Below are 22,564 nucleotides of genomic sequence, written 5' to 3' on the forward strand. Positions count from 1 at the left end.
CTGTGCAACAGGCGGATCAGGATCACGCCCCGCAATTCAGCGGGCGGTGAAAAAGCTCATCCCGTCGTCGATCTTGCAGGTGAAACTGCGGGGAGTGCCGACCTGCGTGTAGCCGGGAAGGCTGAACACCGTCATCGTGAATTCGGCATTTTTATCCGGGTGGACCCTGTATCGTAAAAGCTGGACGATGGGCTTTCCCTCGAGATCCAGCGTCATATGCTCATCTGCAAAAGCCAGCGTTCCGTCGTCCATAATCCGGAAGGCTTCGATCTTCAGTCCGCCGCGTGTCTTGCTTGGCTTCTCATCGCCGCTGCTGGAGGTGCAACGACCGAGGTCGAGAGACACAGCGACCGATCTGCCTTTGACCAGCGCATTTTCGACGGCGGGGAGAGACATGGAGTGGCCGCCCGATGGAGCAGCACTTGCTGCCAGTGGCTGGGCAGCCAGAAGAAGTACGGGAAGGAAACGTTTCATAATCAGACCCTTAACTAGCAATAGCGAAGGTCGGCGGTGCGTTGTCGATAAAGAACGCCCGCGTCCTTCAAAACAGGTGCTGCGAAACCGAATTTCGTCGCACCAGGGTCAAATTTAGCACTGCGATATAACAGATCGATGATCGTGCATCGGTTGTATGTTAGGGCTTGCTGAAGCAAGATCTTGGCAACCGCACAAAGTAAAGCCGGCCGCCCGTGATGGGCGGCCGGCAACGGGGAGGGCATAGGGCTTGCGATGCCCAACGAATGCCTGGTTGCTTACCTCAGCCGCCCCAGGGCCTTAGGCGCTTCGGTTTCCGCGTGGATATTGGCGGCGGCTGGGTTACCGATCATTGCCACGTCGATGAGGCAGGCTTCCAGCAGCGGGCCTTCCTTGACGCCAGCCCGTGCACAGGCGTTCTGTGCGTTCTTCGCCGTTTTCGGGTCCAGATCCCGGGAGGAGAAGGGCGCCTTCGGGATATCGGCCATGGTCCGTTCGCCGCAGACATTCAGCATCGATTCCCCCGATTTCAGACGCCAGCTATTGGCGTAGGAACTGTAGAGTTCCTTGAACGAGAACGGATTTTTCAGAACTTCCCCCTCCCGCGTGGCGAGCAGGTTCGGGTCTTCCTTGACGTTGGCAAGCAGGCCGTGAGCCTCCACCGGCCACTGGCCGAGACCGACCTTGACGTTGATGTAGTCGGTGCCATTGGCCGGATTGATGCCGGCCTGCAGCCAGTCGCCGGAGGCACCGCGAACAATGTAGATGTCGCCGCTCCGGGTAACCTGCGTTCCATCGGCCAGCGAAACCGGCGTCTTTTCGCTGACATTGACGAACTTTCCGTCGATGAACACGGCCTGCGGCTTGGTGCAGACAGCAACCTGCGTCTTTCCGAACCGCGCGGCGACGGCCGAGCTGACAGCGGCATTTGGCCAGTTCGGAGCACCCGATACCTGCCTGTTCTGCACGTCGAAACCGGACCCCGTCTGCAGCAGCAGGAAATCGCCGGAAGCCTGGAAATCGTAGAGGAGGCCGCTGAGCGTCGTCAGGTGGGTATCGCCGACTGCAGTCGAGGCGGCACAATTCGACGGACTGCCGCCGGCTGTGCTTTCGTTGAAGGCGATTGCCGGTCCCGGTCCGGAGCTTGCCGGCGCATTCGGCCCGAAACTCAGGTTGTTGGTCTCGGCGGTGAACCCTTGCGCGACGCAGTTCGGGGGCGCAGTGCCGCCATAGGTGATCCGCGTCCTCGTCTGCAGCGATGCTCCTGCATTGAAGGTTGCCTGGCTGCCGACGCCGACAGCGCTGCCGCCATCACCGAGCACATTGAATTCGGCAATCGTCCAGCCGCCGGATGCATTGACGGCGTTGTCGCCAACCCGCAAAAATGCGGTGCCACTGATGGTCATGATCACGCTGTCGCCGCTTGGCCCCGCCATACCCGTGAGCGTTACCTGTCCAAGACTGGTCACCGGCACCGCCGGGGTGGAAACAGCGCCGCTGGAGTTGCTGATGATCACGCAATAGATTTCGGCACCGGCGGCAAACTGCGTCCAGCCGACCGGGCATGTCGTGTTGTAGCTGATCAGCCAGTATTGGATGAAGGCACGGTGCGAAGCATTGTTGTTTTCAAAAACGAACTGCTCCCATCCGCGGCAGTTCGGGTTCGGAGACGGCGCACAGACGCCGGTCTTGAAGAAATCGGTGTTGATCTGCAGCGTGTAGGTGTTGGGGATCATCGGCCCGGCGGCGCCGATCTGGCCGCTTTCGCTGGTGACATTGGTCAACGTATCGAACGATCCCGAGGCGCTGATGATAAAGCCGCCGGGTGCCTGCGCCGCGATGTCGTTGCCGTTGCCCACAGTCTGCGGCACGATGCCGGAGCGCGGTGGCATCGGTTGTTTCGGCGCCGCCACGCACTGCACTTCCTGCCAGTGGGTCGAAGGATACTTGGCCGTAAAGCAGCCCTTCTTCGGCTGCGGAACGGTGGCGATGGTAGCGCGCCAGTCTTCCTGGCGGCGAAATTGCCTGGCGGAAAGCATCGGGATCGACCTCGCGGCGGCCGCTGCGCTGAGGGGCCGCCTGCTTTCGGCTGCAACGCCCGACGGCGCCAGCCCCGTCAGCCCCACCAGTATCGTCAGGGCAAGTCCAAGCCCCTGCAGGCTTCTGTAGACAACAGACATCGTCATATGCACGTCTCCTTTTCAAAGAAGGTTGCAATTTTAGAGGTAAATCTGAAATGAATGCTACTATAAGTACACACTGCGCCCATTGCTCGCGTCTTGCAAGGCGTATGTTTCGCGCAGTTTTTTAACGGAGAATTGCAAGGCATGGGGCGCATGGCGCGGCCACGCGACCTGCACGCCGGTGGAAGCGTTACCGGACCGTCGCTCTTGTTCGTCGATGCGCCACCAGATACACCGGATCCATGAGGCTGCGCAGCGACATCTTTGTATCCGCCCTGATCCGCCGGCTGTTTGGCCGGGGGGATTTTGCCGCGGTCGAGCGCAAGGGGGCGGAAGCTTCGGGGGCGATCTTCATACGCCAGCGGTTTCGCGACGGGCTGGAAACACTGTTCGGTCCGGCGCCGCAAAGCCTGTTCGACGAGGATGGTTCAAACGGCCGGATGTTCGAAGTCCGCCTCGAGCGTCAGGATGCCGAGACGGTGCGTCAGATGCTCGAGCGCGAACAGAAATTCGATGCCGATCTCTGGATACTCGAACTCGAGACCGACGACATCGCCGACATCGTGCCTGTCGCAGACCAGCGGCAAAATCCGCTCTGACACCTGGGGCCTTTAGCGCGCTCCGCCGCGCGCCCGGGCCGGTAAGACGTCGTTTTCCGCCTCGGGATTGCGCGCCTTGAATTGGCTGGCGGGCCTTGCCTGGTCCGGGGTGACGTAGGTGTAGCGGTCGGCGCGGCGCCAGGTTTCGACGCGCGCCTGGCTGTCCACCGGGTCGACCGAATCCATGATCCGCCAGGCGCGGCTGATGCTGCCGGTACCCTCGCTCAGATGCGGATAGAAGCGCTCCAGCACGAAGACCCCGTCGGCGAAGTTCATGCCGAGGCTGGTCAGCGTGACCGCCAGCTGTTGGCCGGAGAGATCGAGCAGGATGCGCTCGGCAAGCCAGCGGCTCGACGACAGTGCGTCGGCCAGCGCCGTTGCAAAATTCTGGGCCTCGCGCTCGCGGGCAAAGCGCACCAGCAGCGCTTCCTGGACATCTGTCAGGCTGCGCAGGCCGAGGCGATCGGTATCGTCGTGGGAGAGGTGGCGGGCAATCTGGCGCAATTGCTGGCGCAGTGCCTCCTCGCGGGCCAGTCTTTCGGCAATCGCGCTGTCGGGTGCCTCGAGCAAGGGGATACGCTCGGTCTGTGGCGTTTCCAGCGCCTTCGTCTTGCCGCGACCGGTGTCGGCATGGCGCAGGCCGACCAGCGCATCGACGACCGCAGGCGAGAGATTGTCGCGCTTGACGATGGCCTTGGCGTGTTCCGTTCCTTGCGTGCGGGCTATGGTGATCAGCGTGTCGTCGTCGATTGTTGCGGCACCGGCGATGAACGGAGCGGCAATCGCGATCGGCTGGCAGCCGATGAACAGCGCCACGGCCGGCGGCACATGCGGGCATTGCGACAAAGCAGCGACCGCCTGTCGCTTGGCCTCGTCGCTGGAGGCGAGAAACAGCGGCATGAACAATTCGGCAAACTGCCGCAGTTCGGATTTTCCGGGATGGGGCCGTTCCTCGAAGCTGGTAACCGTCGCCATCAGGACCACATCCTTCTTGCGCTCGCCAAGCGGTCCTTCCAGGTCTCGAAACCGATCACGCACGCTACCACCCACACACAGAACAAAGAGGGGAGCCGGAGATCAGCACGCGGGGCAGCCGGGCAAACGCGCTCCGGCGAAAACGTCGCGCGGAAAACGATAGGACCCGGCGGACGCTCGCGTCCGGATCTGGCTATGCCGTGACGTTAGCGCGATCAGGGTTAATAGGCAGTGAAAACTTTAATAAAAATGCGACGGAGGTGTCACGAAAAGGTACGCTCGTGAAAAGCGGGGAGGCGATTGCGGCAGCGAGGTTGCAGCAAGCATGCCGCCGGTTACTTTCAACAGGTTACGCGTAGGAAACGCCCTGGCGGGCACTGTGGCTGCGCAGGGCGACCAGCAGCCTGTCGCGGGTATCGTAGCCCGATTGAAACAGGTCGAGCGCGGCCGCAGCCGCAAACTGCGCTTCCGTGCTCTTCAGGTCGATGCGTTTTTCCGCATACCAGCAGTCGAGAGCGCCGCGAAGCACGTCTACATCGTCGGTTGTGAAGGCTGAGTTGAGCAGAAGCGTCATTGCACATCTCCCAAGCTGTGGGATGAAAACACTGTATGTCATGAACTGCCGGTGTTTGCAGGGCCGGCCAGTAGGGGAACCATACGCCAAACGGCCAAAGTCGCAAATAATATTTGCATGACGTTTTCGTGTCACACACGCTCGCAGCAGGGCTCGCCGACAGGCGGGCACTGGTGCTAACAATATGAATCCATTCTATTTTAGAATTTTGCGCCTCAACCATTGGTGGTTTCTCATGCCAATCCGAAGCTCCCGTTCCGACCTGTTGGCACGGCGGCGGACCAAAACGCGTTGCAGGGCGTCCCGTGCCGTTAAGGTCTTGTTAACGATCCCCTGTCTCAATCCGCGCAAGCACACCGCGACCCGGCGTCTGTTCGAATCGCTACCGCCGCAAACCGTCCCTTCGGGCGCCCCGGCAAACCGTCAGACACGTACCGCACTGCTATTGGAAAGGCGCGAATGCCCTTCGGACATGCTCTTGCCAGCAAGACTTTTCCCGAGGGAGCGCCGGTCCGCCAAAAAGGCGGACAGGGTGAAATCGATCGCAAGTTCATCCGTCTCAAGATTGCAATGGAGACGAGACATGGCTGATATCATAAGACTGGAAGACCGACGAAACCACAAGCCGCCACCTCCGGCCCATGATGGCACGGCGGCCCGCATCCTGCTGTTTACCGGCGTACGCTACGAGCGGCTCGAGCCGCCCAAGCGCCGCACGGCGCCTGGCGCCAAGCGGCCGAAAACGAAGACGAGAAAACAGGGCTGACAGGCCTTGTCCTGATATAGCCGATCTAGCTTGCGTCGAAGGCGTCGCATCGCGCCTTGGCGAGAAAATCACTGGCGCCCTCTTTGAAACTCGGCTGCGGCGCCATGGTCCGCAACACCACGTAGCCCTGACCCTCTGTCATCTCCACGAGAATGGATTGCGCCAGCTCTGCAGGCAACGCCTTGCGGATCGCGGCAAGCTGCACCGGCGCTGCCACGAGCACGTCGAGCGCACCCCCGACCGAGGTCCGGTCGCTCATGCTGAAAACTTCGTTCGAAGCGCTGTCGTAGATCCCCAGGGACCAGAATGGCACATGGCCCGCCGCCATCAGGTGCACCGGCATGTCGGCAAGGTCGAAGGCGCAAACGGCGGTATGCATGTAGGGATCGCCGTTCGAGAGACTGCCCGCACTGGTGGTGGGGTCCAGCACGTGAAAGGCATCTTCCTCGCCGAGCGCCTCGACCCGCTGGAAGGCATCGCGATCGCTGTAGGCGGGCAGCGCCAAGATGATCACCAGATGCAGCAGGGCCGCACCGAGCACGCCGACGACGATGGCAAACAGCACCTTAAGCATGGTCGCAGCCGATCTTCTCGACCTTCGGCATCGAGAGGTCGATCAGCCCCGCGCTGCCAGCCGCCGGCGTGTCCAGCAGCGTCAGCACCAGCTTGAAATTGCCAGCCGGCGGCAGCGCCAGCCAGTTGCCGGCGGAGGCATCCTTCGAGACGACGATCGAAAAGCTGGAATCGCTGTCGCGTAGCACGTTCCAAGAGTTGATTGCTGCCGGGCGGCCGGGTTGGGCTGCCAGCGGCTTGCCGTCCGGGGCGACGGAGAACAGCGTCCAGAGCCGCGCCGGCGGCGTCTGGCCGCTGATGCGGTAGCGGCATCCGGCCGACAGCCGGTCATGCCCATCGTCGTCGCCAGCGGTGAATTCCAGCCCCTCAGCGGTGCCGTAGAGCAGCCGTCCGTCGCGGGCGCGGTGGGATTTGGCATAGGGGTCGGCGTCCACGGTATGCAGCGCCGGAAAGGCCTGCCAGGCGCCAAGCCGGATCGCGCCGAAACCGGCGCTGGCATCGAGCGCATAGAGCGTGAACAGGATGCCGCCGCCAAACGCAATGGCCAGCGACAGCGCGACCAGAAGAGGAACCCGAAACACAGCGGCGTCCTTGTGAGAACTCAAGCGTCAAGCTTATTCCTGATTCTGCCGGGAGGGGGAAGGGCGGGATGGTCCGTGGGCCGAGCGCGCCCCTGCCAAAGCTTCGGCGAATGTGGCACATTGCCGGAAATTTCGTTCTTGCAAAGGACACGCAATGATCCGGCTGCTGTCACCCGACGATGTAGATCTGTTTCGGTCCATTCGCCTCGAAGCCTTGCGAGCCTCGCCGGAAAGTTACGCCAGTAGTGTCGAGGATTGGCAGGACCTTCCAGATCAGGAATGGCGCCGCCGTCTGGTGGACAATGATGTCTTCATCGCAGTCGAAAACCACCTGCCGGTTGGGATCATGGCGCTTGCGCGGCAGCGCCCAGCCAAGAAGGCGCACCGCGCCATGATCCAGATGGTCTATCTGCGCGAGAATGCCCGCGGCAGGGGGCTTGCGGAAGCGCTTCTGGAAGCATTGGTGGAATTTGCCCGTGGCCAGGGCATTCGCCAGCTGGAGCTCGCGGTCAGTGCCGAAAATGATGTTGCGATCCGCTTTTACCGTCGCCGGAGCTTAACCGAGATCGGTCGAATACCCTGCGCATTGTTGCACCAGGGCAGGGAGATCGACGAAATTCTCATGGCCAGACGGATCGTCGCCCTAAAAAACTGAAGACGGGAATCGATTCGCCGGTATTGAGCCTCACCCGGACGGCAACCCGCGAGCTGTCTCGAAAGCCTCTACGCCGGGGCTTCCCGGATGCCGACGCGAAATATCGGTTTCGTTTATCAACACACGCGGGAGATTTACGAAACGGTTCGCAAAATCGAGGATTGCAACACCAGTATCGGTTTTTCTGCATGGGTTGAACCGAGTAATTTCCGGTCAATGGCAACTAACGACCCTTGAGATAGCAGACTATTCCAGACGCTTGGGCGCTCCACATATTGCAGTGCACTATGAGCCCATCTCCGGGCTCGGTCGATCAGGCAAAAAGGAAAAGCCATGCAAAAGCTCCTCTCCGCTCTAGCCCTATCAACCGCAATCCTTCTCGGGCAGTCGGCTGCCCGGGCCGCTCCCGCCGACGATGCGATCGCCGGTTGGACCTCGCTTGGAACCTATGTCTTCGGCACCAGCGCCGTGGCCGGCACGGGCGAAACTGCCATCACCAACAAGGCGCAACTGGATGGCAAGTTCAACTATTTCCAGAACAATGCGGCAGAAGTAACGATCGGCTCGGAAGTCCAGCGCTATACCGCTGGCAACGCCCAGACCCACGTCTTTGCCAGCGACCGGCTTAACCTGACCGGCGTGCTTGGCGGCGGCGACGCCTCCTATTCCGGCGGCTTCACCAATGTCTTCGGCCAGATCAGCGGCTCGATCAACGTCAACAGTCCGATCGACCCCGCACAGTTCGGTTTTGCCAGCGGCACCAAGATCGAGGTCGGCAACATGATCGTGCTGCAGTCGCGCGGCATATACAGGGTCGACTCGATAGGCACCGATGGGAAGATCACGCTTCTTGCCATGTTCAACTCCAACACCACCAATCCCGTCACCAACGCGCTTGCCGTCCTGACGCCCTTCTATGCCCTGAAACTCGCCCAGCCGACCGCCACCAACGCCGCCGGCACGGCCACCACCATGGTGTTCGACACCATTCCCGCCTCCATGCCGACAGGAATGGCTGTCGGTTATGTCAAGGACAACGCCTTCCAGCGAAACGACGACTACCGGGCTGTCACTGTCGACAAGACCACCAAGACCGTGACCACGCAGAAGAAATTCGTGTTCATCAGCCAGCCCTCGACCTATCAGAACCCGGCCGGCCAGCTGATGATCTTCGTGCCGCCGATCCGCTCTGCGCAAATCATCACCAAGGACACCTTTGACCTCAAGAATGGCGACTACGCCTTCGATGCAAACGTCAACTACCCTGAGGCCGTTGCCAGCCGCCAGGTCAACACGATTGCCGAGCTGAACGCCTTGCCCGCCAACCAGCCGAACGGTTTCTGGGGTGCTGCCTGGCTCTACGGCAAGAATACCACCGCCTCGACAACGAGCTCCGACGAGATCGACAGCGAGAGCTGGTTCGACTTCTACAAGGGGCCCGACATCTTCTCGGCCTTCACCCACGGCGAGACCGTGACCCAGGGCTTCCAGCTCAACAACGACGAATGGGCGCCTGCAACCGCGGATGTCGGCGCCGGCTATCTCAAGCGCCTCACCGGTCCGCTGGTCGGCGATATCAGGCTCACGAAAGTCGTGCGCACCAGCGCCGGCAAGGTCGATACCTACGTCAACGGCACGCTGGTGGATACGAAGAACTACACCTGGACCAATGCCAATCCTGCAGAGTTCATCGTCAACCTCGCCATCGGCTCGATCAGCGGCAGCTACTCCGCCAACGTCCTGTTTCCGCTCAAGCCCTCCAACTTCAACAATATGAAAATCGGCGTCAAGCGGCTGGCGTTTTACAAGAAGTAATCAGCTTTTGCTGAATGAAGGGACTGCGGCCCTCTGGCCGCAGTCAGCTGAGGTTAAATGAGTCATTGATGAAATCCATCGGCGTCCTGCTGCTGGCTCACACCTGGCGAAGCGTGGCACCGACTGTCAGCAGCAGCGGTGAATGATCCGAGACTTCGGGCTCTGAGACAACCTCGAAAGCGTCTACGCCGACGGCATCGTTGACCAGCATATAGTCGGCGTAGCGTTCTCGCTTGGGGTAGAATGACGTTCTGGTGCCCCGAAAGCCCCGGCCGGTGACAAGGTCGGTGAGGCCTATATTCCTGAGAACATCGAATGTCTTGCTTTCAGGCAGCAAATTGAAATCGCCGCACGCCACGACAGGCTCTCCCGGTCGCGCAGTCGACATGATCAGCAACGCAAACCTGTTGGCCTGCTGATGCCTTTCGGGAGTGTCGTGCTTGCCGCTCAAGTCGCGCAAGCCATGCATCTGTGCAATGGTAATGCATTGCTGCAATTCCACATCGAACAGCCGAACGGCGTGTGCGGTCCGCGACCGCGGATGCAGTCCGTATCCGTCAGACGAATAATCTCCGTGAACGAAGCCCTGTGTCTGGCCAATGATGGGAATGGTGGCGCGAACGAATGTCGCTAGACCCCATTGCGACTTATATGGCTGCTCGCCATCAAACAGATCGCCCTCAGCGGCCGGGCAGAAGATCGACGTGTGATGGGGCAGGGCCACCGCAACGTCAACCAGAAAATTGGCTCTTTGCGGTAGGGCGGTACCTTGGTCGCGGTAGGTGAGCCAACGCTGCCCTGTACCCGGTGTCTTGACCACTTCCTGCAGGCAGAGAACATCGGGGTCGACTGCAGCCACGTAGGCAACGAGGCGCTCATAGAGGCGTCCGCCCCAGCCGTTCAGACACAGCACGCGCACATCTGCCTCCCGTACTCCAATGCATCAATCTCAAACGTGAAACCGGCGATGTGTCTAGCAATCCTTCACGGCAACTGCTGGAATTGCCGTCACTACTCCACACTCGCCACCCGCTGTCCCTTCAGCGGTGGTGCGGTCTTCAACTGCTCCTCTAGATCCCGCAGCACCTTGGTCGATTCGGCCGACAGCGAGCGGGGCCGGACCGGGGGTGGTTCGGCGCTGGCGGCGGCGTCCGTGGCGGCTTTGCGGGCGGCTGTTGTCATCGGTTTCTGGGCCGGGAAGGGGTCGGCGATGCCGGGGATGGCTTTGAGCGCAATGCCCTGATGGGCGTAGTCCATGATCTTCTTGAAGGTCATCGCCGGCAGGGTGCCGCCGGTCATGTTGTTGGTCGAGGTGTAGTCGTCGTTGCCGAACCAGACGGCGCAGGTGTAGTTGCCGGAAAAGCCGATAAACCAGGCGTCGCGGTAGGCCTGCGTCGTGCCGGTCTTACCGCCGACGACGATGCCGCGGTCGAGGGCTGCCTTGCGACCGGTGCCGATGACCGGGATCTGCGTCAGCATCTGGGTCATCGAGGCATTCGCCTGCTCCGACAGCACGCGCTTTGCCGCAGGTTCGTCGCGATTGAAATCATAGAGGATCTTGCCGTCGTAGCCGACAATCTCGCTGACGCCGTGGCGCCGCGATTGCAGTCCGTCCGAGGGAAAGACGGCGTAGGCCGTCGCCTGGTCGAGGACGGTCACCTCGGAGGTGCCGATCGGAATGGTCTTGTCGTTGCGAACCGGGCTCTCGACGCCCATTCGCTTGGCCATCTCGCGGATCGGCTGGATGCCGAAATGCTCCTTGGCAAGCCGTACCGGGATGGTGTTGATCGACTTGGCGATGGCCTCGGTCAGCGTCACCCGCCCTTCATAGCGGTTCTCGTAGTTGTGCGGGCTCCAGTTGCCCCAGGAGATCGGCGCATCGACGATGGTCGTGGCCGGCGTCATGCCGTTCTCCATGGCGACCGCGTAGGTATAGATCTTGAACGACGAGCCCGGCTGGCGCAGCGCCTTGGTGGCGCGGTTGAACTGGCTTTCGCCATAGTCCCGGCCGCCGACCATGGCCCTGACGGCGCCGCCGGTTTCGATCAGTACTGAAGCGCCCTGCTTGGCATTGTAGTGCTCGCCATATTCAAGCAGGCTGGAGCCGATGGAATCCTCGGTTGCCTTCTGCAGGCTCATGTCGATGGTGGTGCGAACGATCAGCGAGCGCTCGGCAAAGCGTGCCGACAGCCGCTGCACCTCGTCGAACGCCCAGTCGAGGAAGAAATCCGGCGACACGACTTCGGCCCTGTCGACCACTGAGGCCGGGTTGCGGCGCGCGGCCACCACCTGGCCCTCGGTCATGAAGCCCGATTGCACGAGGTTCGACAGCACGTCGTTGGCGCGGGCGCGTGCCGCCGGCAGGTTGACGCTGGGCGCATATTTGGTCGGCGCCTTGAACAGGCCGGCAAGCATCGCCGCCTCCGCCAGATTGACGTCCGAAATATTCTTGCCGAAATAATATTGCGCCGCCGCTGCCGCCCCGAAGGTGCCGCCGCCCATATAAGTGCGGTCGAGATAGAGCGAGAGGATTTCCTTCTTCGACAGGTTGGCCTCCAGCCAGATCGCCAGAAACGCCTCCTTGATCTTGCGTTCGATGGATCTTTCGTTGGAAAGAAACAGGTTTTTAGCCAGCTGCTGGGTCAGCGTCGAGCCGCCCTGGACGACGCCGCCGGCTTGCGCATTGACGGTCAGCGCCCGGAACAGGCCGAAGACGTCGATGCCGAAATGATCGAAGAAGCGCCGGTCCTCGGTCGCCAGTACCGCCTTGACGAAGTAATCCGGCAGTTCATCGACCGGTACTGAGTTCTCGTGGATGATGCCGCGGTGGCCGATTACATTGCCGTAGCGGTCCTCGAAGGTGACGGCGAAATTACCGCGGTTGCGCCAGTCGCCGACCGTCGATTCGAAGGCCGGCATGGCAAGCGCCAGCATCACCACGGAGGCCGCGACACCGAGCGTCATGCCTTCGCCGAGCAACTCGAACACGATGCGCTTCCAGCCATGCATGCGGAAGCGGCGGAAGAAGATGGTGATGTCTTCCCAGATTTCGGCGGCCCGGAAACCGGCATTCCAGACGGTGGAATCGATCAGCGAATCCAGCCGCAGCAGCAGGAAGCGTTTTCGGCGCGGCCTCTTCGGCGAAGGCCCTTCGGGCTCTATCGGCTCCTGCATGCGTGATTTCCCGTATGATCTTCGAGCCTTCCGCCGAATGCGGCAGGCTCAGCCTTCCCCGGCAACCCGATATCCCCTATATCCGCCACAGGTTGAACAATTGGTTGCTTTCCGGCAAATCACAAAACAAAGCAGCGCGGCTTTCCTGAAACGGCCGGCGCGCAGGGATAGCAAGAGCATGGACGAAACCCCCTTCTGGCAGCGCAAGACCCTTGCCGACATGACACCGGGCGAGTGGGAGAGCATCTGCGACGGTTGCGGCCTCTGTTGTCTCAACAAGATCGAGGAGTGGGACAGTGGCGACATCTATTTCACCGATGTCCGCTGCAAGCTGATGGACAGCGACAGCTGCCGCTGCACCAGCTATCCCAACCGCTGGGATTTCGTACCCGACTGCGTCCAGCTGACACTTGAGAATGTGTCGGAAATCCAGTGGCTTCCACCGACCTGCGGCTACCGGCTGATCAACGAGAGGCGCGATCTCTACTGGTGGCACCCCCTCGTCTCCGGCGACCCCGAGACCGTCCACGCCGCCGGCATCTCGACCAGGGGCCGCACCTTCAGCGAAGAAGACGTGCCGGTCGACGACTACGAGGACCACGTAGTGGACTGGCCGCTGACGGTCGGCGACATGCCAAGGGATGGCGACGGCGATGCGGAAGAAGACGAGCGCCAGCGGGCTGATGAAATAGGGAAATAATCCTCTATTCCCAAATTCAAATACCGAAATCATCATTATAGGAAAATAGTCCTTGGCGGCGTGACGGTTGTTTGTTAGTTTTAGGTATAGTCGGAGAGGTGCGGGCAAGAAGACCCCCAGCCTGATCTCCCCCCCTTGTGGGGGAGATGTCAGCGTCGCTGACAGGGAGCCTATCGAGACCGCCGCATTCACCCCCCCTCTGCCCTGTCGGGCATCTCCCCCACAAGGGGGGAGATCAGCTGGGGCCGTATTGTCTGCATCCCTGGTAATTAGATGCCTCACATTCTGACACCTCATGGTCTGCCGCCAAAAGCGGGGACGTTGGTGAGGTAACGGCCAAGGCGACGCCAGCCTGATCTCCCCCGCTTGTGGGGGAGATGTCAGCGTAGCTGACAGAGGGGGTGGCCACCGTGATTTCTGGGGGTATAGGCAGGTTGTAAACGGCTGCCCTCGCGGGTATATAGAAATGATGTGTTTCTATAGGAGCTAGCGATGTCCTCCACAATCTCGGCGAATGTCGATGGCAAAACGGCCACGAAATTGAAGATGGTGGCTTCGATGGAAAACAGGTCCGTATCGAACGCGGTTTCCAGCGCAATCACTGTTTTCGTTGGGCTTCCCAAGGGCGTTCGCGATTTGCTGCTCGAGTTGAACGCACAGAACGACCAGGACACGATCACCAGGCTTGGCCGCGAAATGATGGCTGCGGCCGCAAGGGTCCGTCTTGAGAAGGCAACCGCCGATCTCGCATCCGAGCACCGTTTCGGAGGGCCTGAAGATGCGTCCAGCGAGATCGACATGTTGGAGGAGGCCACGTCCCTTACCCGAGCCGTAGCGCACCGGAAGTAAGGCATGGATCGTCCGGTCCGGGTGGTGCTCGATGTCAATGTCTTCGTCGCCAACATAATGGCGCACGACCGTGGTCATGTGGGAACTGCAACGCAGACCCTGGTGTCGATGGTGAGCAACCAGAAATGGGGCGTGGCCGACAGGTCTCAGTTGGTCGTCTCCTTCGAGATGATCGAAACCCTTGAGACGGTTCTCCGCCGGCTGCAATTTTCGAATGACCGCATTGATGCCTATACCGGCTCTATTGTCGATATCATGAAATATGGGCCGGATGGGCTTGATCCCTATCTTATCCTGGGCGGAGAAGAGCGCTTCGCCATGTCCGACGTCGAGGATGCAGGCGTGCTGGCGACGGCCTTCGGGTCCGAAGCCGACATTCTTGTCACGGATAATTTGAAAGATTTCGCTTCCAACGATGCGTCTGTCGTCGACACTCAAGTGGTGAACACGACGTCTTCTGGCAAGCGAACCCTCCAGGCTCTCAGATACGAGATCGGCAGCGCGGATCTGATTATCGCGCACCCGTTCGATGTCATGCAGTGGATACGCCTGGGCTACGATTTTACGCCCGGCATCCTGTGGAATACGATCCAGAAGCCAGACAATTCGGTTGGCCTATGAGTATTTCGGCAACTGCCGAGACTGCCGCATTCACCCCCCTCTGCCCTGTCGGGCATCTCCCCCACAGGGGGGAGATCGGGTGCGGCGGCCTCATTGGTTCAGCATTCCGAAAAATTCCATGTCCCGCCCGCTGACGCTTTCGTGTCCGGCGCGCTGACCCGTGAGAGTTGCCATGCATGAATTCGAGGGTTTCGATCCCGGCCTGTTCGGGTACTGGCCGAATGCGCTGGCCTATCGGGGTTGCGATATCGGGTGGGGTGCCAACGAGTGCCTTCGACAGGCGGAAGCCTGCCTGCTGGAAATCAAATCCGGCAGTGCCGAGGATGTCCTTCGGACTTTGCTCAACGAGATGACGGTCGAGATGCGGGCCGAGTTCGACTATTTCAAGGGACTGCGCTCTGCGGCGGAAGCGTCCGGCAAGGCGTTTGCGGAAGGGACGGGCGACGAGGCTGCGGCAAAGCTTGCCCGTGCCGATGTCAAGCTGTCGGTCGATGCGATGTCGCTGATCGTCCGGACGCTGGAAAAGATCGATGGCCTGCAGCGCCAGATGGCGCGCGACCGGGAAACGGAGATCGAGCGCCATGCCGATGGGCCCGGATATGTGGAAAACAAGCGCCGGCTGCTGGCGATCATCGAGCAACGTGCCGAGGATCGGGCGCGGGCAATTGTTGCGGAACGCGATCTTCAGCGGGCTAACCCCGGTCTGGATCCCGCCGCCACCGCCACCGGGCCGCCGCAAGGGGATCCGCCGGCTGCTGAAGCTGATGCGGTATTTTGACGACGTGTTGAAGACCCACAGTACGGAAATGGCGCAACTCAGGTGCACGAGCCGCGCCGCTGCGATTTCGGCGGACAACCGGGCCTTCAGGCAGGCCGAACCTTCGCCGGCAAGTGTCACGGCCGTGTCCGAGCAACTCTCAAGCGTCACGGCGTCGGGGCTTGCTTCAGGCCAATCGGCTGGTGCCGGTCCGGCGCTGGCGGCGAGGGGAGGCCGGATGGCGGGCGATACCGATTGCGATGCCGTCCTCAATGCGCTTGCCGCGGAATATCTCGCCGTCAAGGACTGGGAGATCGCCGGTCGCGATCACCAGAGGCCGCCGCCGGGGTGTTGGCGCAGCTGGTTGCTGCTCGGCGGTCGCGGCTCCGGCAAGACAAGGGCGGGTGCAGAATGGGTGCATGGGCTCGCCAGCGCCGGAGACCGGTCCGATCTTCGTATCGCGCTGGTCGCCGAAACGCTTGGCGATGCCCGCGAGGTGATGATCGACGGCGTGTCCGGCATCTGTCGCATCGCCCGGCTGAAGCGGCCGGATTTCGAGATCTCCCGCCGCCGGCTGGTCTGGCCGAATGGCGCGGTGGCCCAGATATTCTCCTCCGAAGATCCAGAAAGCCTGCGCGGGCCGCAGTTTCATTTCGCCTGGTGCGACGAGCTGGCCAAATGGAAGCATGGCCAGGAAACCTTTGACATGCTGCAGTTCGGGCTTCGCCTCGGCGAGCATCCGCAGCAGCTGGTGACCACGACGCCGCGCCCGGTGCCGTTGCTCAAAAACCTATTGGCCGATGCCGGCACGGTCGTTACGCGTCTGTCGACGCTGTCCAACGCGGGCAACCTGTCGCCGGGTTTCATCTCGGCACTTGCAGCCCGCTACGGCGGTACGCGGCTAGGGCGCCAGGAGCTGGATGGAGAACTGATAGAGGACCGCGAGGATGGTCTCTGGAAGCGCGACACGATTGCGGCGCTGGTGCAAAAACTGACTGGCCCGCTCCGGCGCATCGTCGTTGCCGTCGACCCGCCGGCCTCCGCCGGGCCAAATGCCTGCTGCGGCATCGTCGTCGCAGGCCTCGAGGCCTCGGGAAGGGCGGTGGTACTGGCCGATTGCTCGGTGGAAGGCGCAAGTCCTGCCACATGGGCGGGGGCTGTCGTCAGGGCCTTCCGGCGTTTCGATGCCGACCGCATCGTTGCCGAGATCAACCAGGGCGGCGACATGGTGACGGCCATGCTGCGCAGCATCGACATCAACCTGCCGGTAACGACGGTACGTGCGACGCGCGGCAAATTTCTGCGGGCCGAGCCGGTGGCAGCCCTCTACGAACAAGGCCGCGTGGGTCACGCCGGGCGTTTCACGGCGCTGGAAGACCAGATGTGCGATTTCGGACCGGATGGATTGTCGCTCGGCCGGTCGCCCGACCGGCTCGATGCGCTGGTCTGGGCGTTGACGGCGCTGATGCTGGAAGGTGGCGGCGAGCCCCGTGTCCGCGGCATCTGAAAGCGTGGATAATGACGGGCAGCGCCGGGCTGCCCGCAGTCTCAGGCCTGGGCGGTATGGGTCGCCGGCTTTGGAGCCGTCTCGCGGGTTTGCATCTGGCGCCATTCGCTTTCATGGCGCTCGAAAACATGCTGTGGAACGGTTTTGGTGCTTTGATCGGGCTTTGACATCAGAACCTCGCTGGACGTTGACTGGGCAGATAACGACTTTGTGACATCATAGTTCCACAGCTTAAAGCGGTTGTAAATCAGGGGTTTAAACATGTTAAACGATTGAATTTTTTTTTAAACCGATTGAAGTTGTGGAGATCATGCAATCCCCGGCCACGTTGCCGGATCAAAGCCTCGTCGGCATCGATGTCCTCTGTCGAGTTCAATCCAGGATGCTTGCGGCCGTGCCCAATATACGCGCGCAGGGTTGTGTCGCTGAGCTATGAATCGCCTCACAAAGAAAGGACACGCAGCGCTCTCCGGAGCGCATTCGCGACGTGACGACCTCCGGTGCACAAGTCCATTCCGCTGCATAGACAATGGAGAGACAGATGAGCCTGAACCGCGACTTCTTCTTCGACCAGCTGCGCGAAAAACTCTATCCAAACGGCCTGAACATGGCGCAGGTCGAGGGCCACGAGGCCGTCCTCGATGCCTGGGAAAAGGACCACGCCAAAAGCGACGACCGGTGGCTCGCCTATATCCTGGCGACCGCCTACCACGAATCCGCCTTCACCATGCAGCCTGTCCGCGAGACGCTGGCCAACACCGACGAGCAGGCCGCAGCCAAGCTGGAGGCGGCCTGGGATGCGGGAAAGCTCTCATGGGTGAAGACGCCGTACTGGCGCAAGGATGCCGATGGGAAATACTGGTTCGGCCGCGGACTGGTGCAGATCACCTTCAAGGCGAATTACCGGAAGCTCGGGGATGCCATCGGCGTCGATCTGGTCGCCGATCCCGATCTTGCGCTGGATCTGGACGTGGCCGTCCTGATCATCTTCTACGGCATGCTGAACGGCAGCTTCACCGGCCGCAAGCTGGCGGACTATTTTAACAAGACCAAGGGCGACTGGGTCAACGCCCGCCGGATCGTCAATGGCCTCGACCGCGCCGACACGATTGCTGGCTACGGCAAGATCTATTACGCGGCGCTCAGCTACACGGTTTAGAGGCAACCAGCCTTAGTCGGGCAGGAACCTGCGGACGAGGTCGCGTGCGACACGCTTGGGCTTGCGGGTGGCCGCATCGACGCAGCACCAGGAACTGATGACTTCCGCGGACACATCCTTGCCGCGCTTGAAGATGGTCTTGAACGACGCCCGCGAACCACGGGTCTCCGTCGCCGTCACCAGCGCCTCGACATTGTCGTCGAGGAAAAGCGGCGCACGGTAGGTTATGTCGTGCTTGAGCGCGACCCAGAGCAGGCCTGCCCGGGCCTCGATCGGAGCGACATGCTTCCAGTAGCTGACGATCGTCTCCTGCACCCACTGCAGATAGACGGCGTTGTTGACATGCCCCATCTGGTCGATGTCCCCCGGCGATATCGTGATGCGGTGCTCGAACGTGGGTGTCGGGTGATGCGGCATGTCCTACACTTGGGAGCAGCGGGAGGGCTATTCAATACCGGGGTGAGGAGAGGCTCAGATCCAGCCGGTCTTTTTGAAGCGCATGTAGAGCCCGCCGCAGAGAACGACGATGACGCCGAGCACGACGTAATAGCCGTATTCGGTCTTCAGTTCGGGCATGTTTTCGAAATTCATGCCGTAGATGCCCGCAATCGCAGTGGGCACGGCAAGGATAGCCGCCCAGGCCGCAAGCTGCCGGGTAATCACCCCCTGGCGCTGCTGCTCGAGCAGGTTACTGGCCTCGAAAACGGAGGTGATGACGTCCCGGAGACCGGCAACCATCGATTCCACCCGGTGGACATGGTCGAGCACGTCGCGGAAATAGGGCTTTGCCTCATAGTCGAGACAGGGCAGGTCGAGATGGACGAGCTTGCCGCACAGTTCCGACATCGGCCCGAGGACGCGCTGGAACAGGATGACCTGACGGCGCAGCTGGAACAGGCGGGTGATCTGGGTCCGCTCCAGGAAGGATTCGAGCATGCGGCTTTCCATGCCGAGCACATGGTCCTCGATCGTCTGGACGACCGGCAGGTAGCCATCGACGATGAAATCGATGATCGCATGCAGCACGTAATCCGTGCCGTGGGCCAGCAACTGCGGCGATTCCTCGAGCTGGCCGCGCAGCTGGCTGTGGCCCCGGTCCGATCCGTGCCGGACGGTAATGATGTGGCGCTTGCCGACGAAGATCGCCGTCTCGCCATAGTCGATGTCATCGCCGGTGAGGTGTGCGGTCTTTGCCAGCACGAACAACTGCTCGCCGTAGATATCGAGCTTGGGGACCTGCTTGGCATTCAGCGCGTCCTCGACGGCCAGGCGGTGCAGCCCGAACGAGCGCTGCAGCACCTGCAGTTCGTCGAGGGTCGGATCATGCAGCCCGATCCAGACGAATTCGTTCTCCGCCACCGGCGCAACCGCTGCCGCAATCGGCACCTTCTCGGCCCGCACTCCATCGCGATACAGAAAGGATGCAACAACACTCATGCAAAAGGACCCCGTCTCGGCCCCATGCAACACCCGCATGAACGCCATCTACCGCCGCTATCTAGGCACCCCGCCGCGCGATGTAAGGGCGGGTGCGAATTTTTGCGTGGTGCAAATCGCATCCGTTGGAAGTTGACAATCGTCTGGGGGTTTCAATGTGTGAACCGGTCTTGCAACTGTCACGAAACTGTCAAGCAGCGCGGCTAGCGTCGGGCTCAGTCAAGAGATCGGAGACAGCCATGACATTGAAATTTCTATCCGCCGTGCTCGCAGCCGGAGTTGCAAGCCTTTGCGCCATCGGCGCTGCCGGAGCCGCCGACCAGCCGCACAATGTCATCCTGTTTGTTGCCGACGGTCTCCGCAGCCCCGTTGTCGACGACACCACGGCGCCCAACATGGCGGCGCTCGCCCGCAACGGCGTCTATCTGCGCAACAGCCACTCGCTGTTTCCGACCTTCACCACGGCCAATGCCTCCGCACTGGCGACCGGCCATATGCTTGGCGATACGGGCGATTTCTCGAACACCATCTACACCGGCTTCCAGGTTCCCGGCGCCGGCAAGAGCCTGACGCCGTTTCTCGAAAGCGATCCGGTGCTCGGCGATGTCGACGAGCATTTCTCCGGCAACTACCTGAACGAGGCGACTATCCTGCAGCTGGCCCGCGACAAGGGGTTCGGCACCGCCTCGATCGGCAAGCTCGGTCCCGCACTGATTTTCGACCACACCGAGCGAACCGGCGAAAAGACCATCCTGATCGACGATGCTACCGGCACCGAGAAGGGTATCCCGCTGTCTGCCGAAACGCAGGATCGCCTGAAGGCAGCCGGGCTGCAACTGGCGGCGCCAGGCCGTGGGCCCAACAGCAAGTCGGGCGATTTCCAGACGGCAGGGACGAAATCGGCCAACACCATCCAGCAGGATTATTTCGCTGCCGCCGCCACCCGCGCCGTGCTGCCCGAGCTTGCCGACAAGCACAAGCCGTTCGTCATGGTCTTTTGGTCCCGCGATCCGGATGGCACCCAGCATAACCAGGGCGACAGCCTCGGCAAGCTGGTGCCCGGCATCAACGGCCCGACCTCGATGGCGGCCATCCGCAATGCCGACGACGATCTCGGCCGCCTGCGCGCTGCCCTGCAGGAACAGGGACTGGCCGACAGCACCGACATCATCGTGACCGCTGACCATGGTTTCTCGACGATTTCGAAGCAAAGCCAGACCAGCGCCGCCGGTAAGGCGAGCTACGCCGACGTCACCCCCGGCCTTTTGCCGGTCGGCTTCCTTTCGCTCGACCTTGCCAAGGCGCTGAGCCTGCCGCTGATCGATCCGGACCAGGATTACAAGGCGATCGACGCCGGCCAGCACCCGAAGAGCGGCAACGGCCTGATCGGCGGGGACAAGGACCACCCGAAGGTGGTGGTGGCTGCCAACGGCGGATCTGACCTGATTTACCTGCCGGACGGCGACAAGGCGATGGCAAAGAACGTCGTCGATGCGCTCCTGAAGCAGGATTACGTCAGCGGCATCTTCGTCGCCAAATCGCTCGGTGCCTTCCCCGGTACACTGTCGCTCGACGACATCGCGCTGGAAGGGTCTGCCGTCACGCCGATGCCGGCCATCGCCGTCAACTTCCGCTCCTTCTCGACGATCTGCGGCCAGCCGGAGCGCTGCACTGCCGAGGTCGCCGACAGCGGACTGCAGCAGGGCCAGGGCATGCACGGATCCTTCAGCCGTGCCGATACCTGGAACTTCCAGGCGATGATCGGCCCGGACTTCAAGTCAGGCTTCGTCGACGCCGCGCCGACCAGCAATGCGGACATCGGCAAGACCATCGCCCGCATCCTCGACCTCAAGACCGAAGACAAGGGCAAGCTCGTCGGCCGCGTCATCACCGAAGCGATGAAGGACGGCACCATGCCCGAGGTCGCCACGAAAATGCTGGTGTCGGAACCGGCCGAAAACGGTCTGAAGACGATCATCGACATGCAGATGGTCGGCGATACCCGATATTTCGACGCCGCCGGCTTCCCCGGTCGCACTGTCGGTCTCACCGTATCGGACGGCACATCGATGAACTGAGGCAGGCCGATCGAGGTTCAAAACGGCGCGATCTCGGCGCCCTGGGAAAAGATCCCTGCCGAGATCGCATTGGACTTTCCCGCTTGATGGACTGAGCCCGGGGCAGCATGCCCCGGTTGAACGCCGGCGGCACGCATGCTAACCGCTGCGACAGACAACGTCCTCGAGGAGTGCCACGCGTGATCCGTCATATCGTCTTCTTCAACGTCGCCGATCGGGCCAATCTGGAGGCGGTCCGGGCAGGCCTGTCGATCCTCACCGAAATTCCTCACGCCCGGCTGCTGGAGATCGGCACCAACGTCAAGACCGACCAGCTCGGCACCGACGTCGACCTCGTCGTCTACGGCGAATTCGACGACGAGGCAGCACTGGCGGCCTACAAGGCCCATCCGAATTACCAGATCTCGATAGAACGCGTCCGGCCGCTGCGCGAGATGCGGATTGCCGCGGACTACGACAGCGAGACGGCGGTGCGGGAGGCGATTTAGGGCGGCGGGGCGTTTGGCTGGCGGATTTCGAGCGGCTGGGTTTGCGGAAAGCGGCGGTCGCTTGAGGGCGCGCGACAGGGATGTCCATTGCTACTGTAATGGCCTACGCCCTTTAAAGCTGCGGTATCTGGGAGCAGCACGTGAGTTTTCAAATGAATACCAAATCTAAACTGTGCCTCGCTCTTGTCCTTTCACTGGTGCTGCTGGTTGCCCGCGCAGAAGCCAGGCCGGCTATGCTGAAACAATCAACGATTGACGGCGTCATGCATGCGATCATAGCACGCTGGAATTTGCCGTCTGATTTGGCGATTCGCGGGCTACGCGCCGAAGTTCGGGTCAACCTGAACACGCGTGGTGAAATCAGCGGCAAACCCGCGCCACATATAACCGGTGGTACCGCCGCTCAGCAGCAAAGATTTGCAGAATTGGTCACTCGAACGATTTTGCAAGCCGCACCGTTTACCGGGTTGCCATTGGACAAGTACAAGTCGTGGAAGACACTGATCGTCAGGTTCGAAGCACAAGCATTTTGAGGACACGTCGCGTTTTCGGGACAGCGTGAACAGACGTTCAAAGCGTGGCGCAGATATCCTCCCAGG

At 61.4% G+C, this 22,564-nt stretch carries 23 protein-coding genes; 13 read left to right on the top strand and 10 right to left on the bottom strand.

Translation table 11 applies throughout. From position 1 onward, the window contains the following. Nucleotides 1-36: 36 nt before the first annotated feature. Both EQW76_RS10940 and EQW76_RS10945 read right to left on the bottom strand, forming a co-directional pair. On the bottom strand, nucleotides 37-474 hold the full coding sequence (locus EQW76_RS10940; protein ID WP_142824368.1) for a VirK family protein: 438 nt from the start codon (nucleotides 472-474) through the stop codon (nucleotides 37-39). Nucleotides 475-752: 278 nt separating this feature from the next. Continuing rightward, entirely contained in the window at nucleotides 753-2,660 is a 1,908-nt protein-coding gene (locus EQW76_RS10945; RefSeq protein ID WP_142824369.1) for a hypothetical protein, read from the bottom strand. Between the two features lie 239 nt (nucleotides 2,661-2,899). Between EQW76_RS10945 and EQW76_RS10950 the strand changes: the two genes are divergently transcribed. After that, on the top strand, nucleotides 2,900-3,256 hold the full coding sequence (locus EQW76_RS10950) for a DUF1491 family protein (RefSeq protein WP_142824370.1): 357 nt from the start codon (nucleotides 2,900-2,902) through the stop codon (nucleotides 3,254-3,256). A 12-nt stretch (nucleotides 3,257-3,268) separates the two neighbouring features. On the opposite strand, the gene EQW76_RS10955 is transcribed toward EQW76_RS10950, so the two are convergent. Further along, nucleotides 3,269-4,294: a DUF2336 domain-containing protein gene (locus tag EQW76_RS10955; protein ID WP_202617137.1), complete on the bottom strand. Its 1,026-nt coding sequence runs from the start codon at nucleotides 4,292-4,294 to the stop codon at nucleotides 3,269-3,271. A gap of 286 nt (nucleotides 4,295-4,580) precedes the next feature. Beyond that, the gene (locus tag EQW76_RS10960) at nucleotides 4,581-4,805 is read right to left on the bottom strand and encodes a hypothetical protein (RefSeq protein WP_142824371.1); all 225 of its coding nucleotides are present in this window, start codon (nucleotides 4,803-4,805) and stop codon (nucleotides 4,581-4,583) included. A 583-nt stretch (nucleotides 4,806-5,388) separates the two neighbouring features. Between EQW76_RS10960 and EQW76_RS10965 the strand changes: the two genes are divergently transcribed. Continuing rightward, nucleotides 5,389-5,571 (top strand): hypothetical protein, encoded by a 183-nt coding sequence (locus EQW76_RS10965; protein ID WP_142824372.1) that lies wholly within the window; start codon nucleotides 5,389-5,391, stop codon nucleotides 5,569-5,571. Between the two features lie 25 nt (nucleotides 5,572-5,596). Here EQW76_RS10965 and EQW76_RS10970 read toward each other — a convergent pair whose 3' ends face one another. Together EQW76_RS10970 and EQW76_RS10975 are read right to left on the bottom strand one after the other, a co-directional pair. After that, on the bottom strand, nucleotides 5,597-6,145 hold the full coding sequence (locus EQW76_RS10970; RefSeq protein ID WP_142824373.1) for a DUF1254 domain-containing protein: 549 nt from the start codon (nucleotides 6,143-6,145) through the stop codon (nucleotides 5,597-5,599). After that, a complete protein-coding gene (locus EQW76_RS10975) occupies nucleotides 6,138-6,725 on the bottom strand; it encodes a DUF1214 domain-containing protein (RefSeq protein WP_142824494.1) in 588 nt (195 codons plus the stop codon). The genes EQW76_RS10970 and EQW76_RS10975 overlap by 8 nt, the downstream gene beginning before the upstream one ends. 154 nt (nucleotides 6,726-6,879) lie before the next feature. Here EQW76_RS10975 and EQW76_RS10980 point away from each other — a divergent pair, with 154 nt between their 5' ends. Together EQW76_RS10980 and EQW76_RS10985 are read left to right on the top strand one after the other, a co-directional pair. After that, nucleotides 6,880-7,380 (top strand): GNAT family N-acetyltransferase, encoded by a 501-nt coding sequence (locus tag EQW76_RS10980; RefSeq protein ID WP_142824374.1) that lies wholly within the window; start codon nucleotides 6,880-6,882, stop codon nucleotides 7,378-7,380. A 333-nt stretch (nucleotides 7,381-7,713) separates the two neighbouring features. Beyond that, nucleotides 7,714-9,195 carry a hypothetical protein gene (locus EQW76_RS10985; RefSeq protein ID WP_142824375.1) on the top strand — a complete coding sequence of 494 codons (1,482 nt, stop codon included), beginning with the start codon at nucleotides 7,714-7,716 and terminating at the stop codon, nucleotides 9,193-9,195. Nucleotides 9,196-9,292: 97 nt separating this feature from the next. On the opposite strand, the gene EQW76_RS10990 is transcribed toward EQW76_RS10985, so the two are convergent. Together EQW76_RS10990 and EQW76_RS10995 are read right to left on the bottom strand one after the other, a co-directional pair. After that, nucleotides 9,293-10,114 (bottom strand): endonuclease/exonuclease/phosphatase family protein, encoded by an 822-nt coding sequence (locus EQW76_RS10990; protein ID WP_142824376.1) that lies wholly within the window; start codon nucleotides 10,112-10,114, stop codon nucleotides 9,293-9,295. A gap of 92 nt (nucleotides 10,115-10,206) precedes the next feature. Beyond that, nucleotides 10,207-12,369, bottom strand: a complete 2,163-nt coding sequence (locus EQW76_RS10995; RefSeq protein ID WP_142824377.1) for a PBP1A family penicillin-binding protein — start codon at nucleotides 12,367-12,369, stop codon at nucleotides 10,207-10,209. 178 nt (nucleotides 12,370-12,547) lie between these two features. Here EQW76_RS10995 and EQW76_RS11000 point away from each other — a divergent pair, with 178 nt between their 5' ends. From EQW76_RS11000 to EQW76_RS11025, 6 genes are all read left to right on the top strand, one after another. Then, complete coding sequence (locus tag EQW76_RS11000) at nucleotides 12,548-13,069, top strand: YcgN family cysteine cluster protein (RefSeq protein ID WP_142824378.1); 522 nt, start codon at nucleotides 12,548-12,550, stop codon at nucleotides 13,067-13,069. Between the two features lie 492 nt (nucleotides 13,070-13,561). Next, complete coding sequence (locus EQW76_RS11005; RefSeq protein ID WP_142824379.1) at nucleotides 13,562-13,918, top strand: hypothetical protein; 357 nt, start codon at nucleotides 13,562-13,564, stop codon at nucleotides 13,916-13,918. Nucleotides 13,919-13,921: 3 nt separating this feature from the next. Further along, nucleotides 13,922-14,539, top strand: a complete 618-nt coding sequence (locus EQW76_RS11010; protein ID WP_142824380.1) for a PIN domain-containing protein — start codon at nucleotides 13,922-13,924, stop codon at nucleotides 14,537-14,539. Nucleotides 14,540-14,711: 172 nt separating this feature from the next. Further along, nucleotides 14,712-15,317 (top strand): hypothetical protein, encoded by a 606-nt coding sequence (locus EQW76_RS11015; RefSeq protein WP_142824381.1) that lies wholly within the window; start codon nucleotides 14,712-14,714, stop codon nucleotides 15,315-15,317. A gap of 217 nt (nucleotides 15,318-15,534) precedes the next feature. Continuing rightward, nucleotides 15,535-16,803 (top strand): terminase family protein, encoded by a 1,269-nt coding sequence (locus tag EQW76_RS11020; protein ID WP_142824495.1) that lies wholly within the window; start codon nucleotides 15,535-15,537, stop codon nucleotides 16,801-16,803. 541 nt (nucleotides 16,804-17,344) lie between these two features. Then, nucleotides 17,345-17,962: a glycoside hydrolase family 19 protein gene (locus EQW76_RS11025; protein WP_142824382.1), complete on the top strand. Its 618-nt coding sequence runs from the start codon at nucleotides 17,345-17,347 to the stop codon at nucleotides 17,960-17,962. 12 nt (nucleotides 17,963-17,974) lie between these two features. Here EQW76_RS11025 and EQW76_RS11030 read toward each other — a convergent pair whose 3' ends face one another. Both EQW76_RS11030 and EQW76_RS11035 read right to left on the bottom strand, forming a co-directional pair. Then, nucleotides 17,975-18,379 (bottom strand): thioesterase family protein, encoded by a 405-nt coding sequence (locus tag EQW76_RS11030; RefSeq protein WP_142824383.1) that lies wholly within the window; start codon nucleotides 18,377-18,379, stop codon nucleotides 17,975-17,977. Between the two features lie 54 nt (nucleotides 18,380-18,433). After that, nucleotides 18,434-19,399 carry a magnesium and cobalt transport protein CorA gene (locus EQW76_RS11035; RefSeq protein WP_142824384.1) on the bottom strand — a complete coding sequence of 322 codons (966 nt, stop codon included), beginning with the start codon at nucleotides 19,397-19,399 and terminating at the stop codon, nucleotides 18,434-18,436. A gap of 239 nt (nucleotides 19,400-19,638) precedes the next feature. On the opposite strand from EQW76_RS11035, the gene EQW76_RS11040 reads away from it, so the two are divergent. The 3 genes from EQW76_RS11040 (at nucleotide 19,639) to EQW76_RS11050 (ending at nucleotide 22,498) form a co-directional block, all read left to right on the top strand. Then, the gene (locus EQW76_RS11040; RefSeq protein ID WP_142824385.1) at nucleotides 19,639-21,477 is read left to right on the top strand and encodes an alkaline phosphatase family protein; all 1,839 of its coding nucleotides are present in this window, start codon (nucleotides 19,639-19,641) and stop codon (nucleotides 21,475-21,477) included. A 179-nt stretch (nucleotides 21,478-21,656) separates the two neighbouring features. Then, nucleotides 21,657-21,965 carry a Dabb family protein gene (locus tag EQW76_RS11045; protein ID WP_142824386.1) on the top strand — a complete coding sequence of 103 codons (309 nt, stop codon included), beginning with the start codon at nucleotides 21,657-21,659 and terminating at the stop codon, nucleotides 21,963-21,965. Between the two features lie 140 nt (nucleotides 21,966-22,105). Next, on the top strand, nucleotides 22,106-22,498 hold the full coding sequence (locus EQW76_RS11050) for a hypothetical protein (RefSeq protein ID WP_142824387.1): 393 nt from the start codon (nucleotides 22,106-22,108) through the stop codon (nucleotides 22,496-22,498). The last annotated feature ends 66 nt before the right edge of the window (nucleotides 22,499-22,564 follow it).

The sequence above is a fragment of the Rhizobium sp. rho-13.1 genome (genome assembly GCF_007000305.1).
Classification (GTDB): Bacteria; Pseudomonadota; Alphaproteobacteria; order Rhizobiales; family Rhizobiaceae; genus Rhizobium; species Rhizobium rhododendri.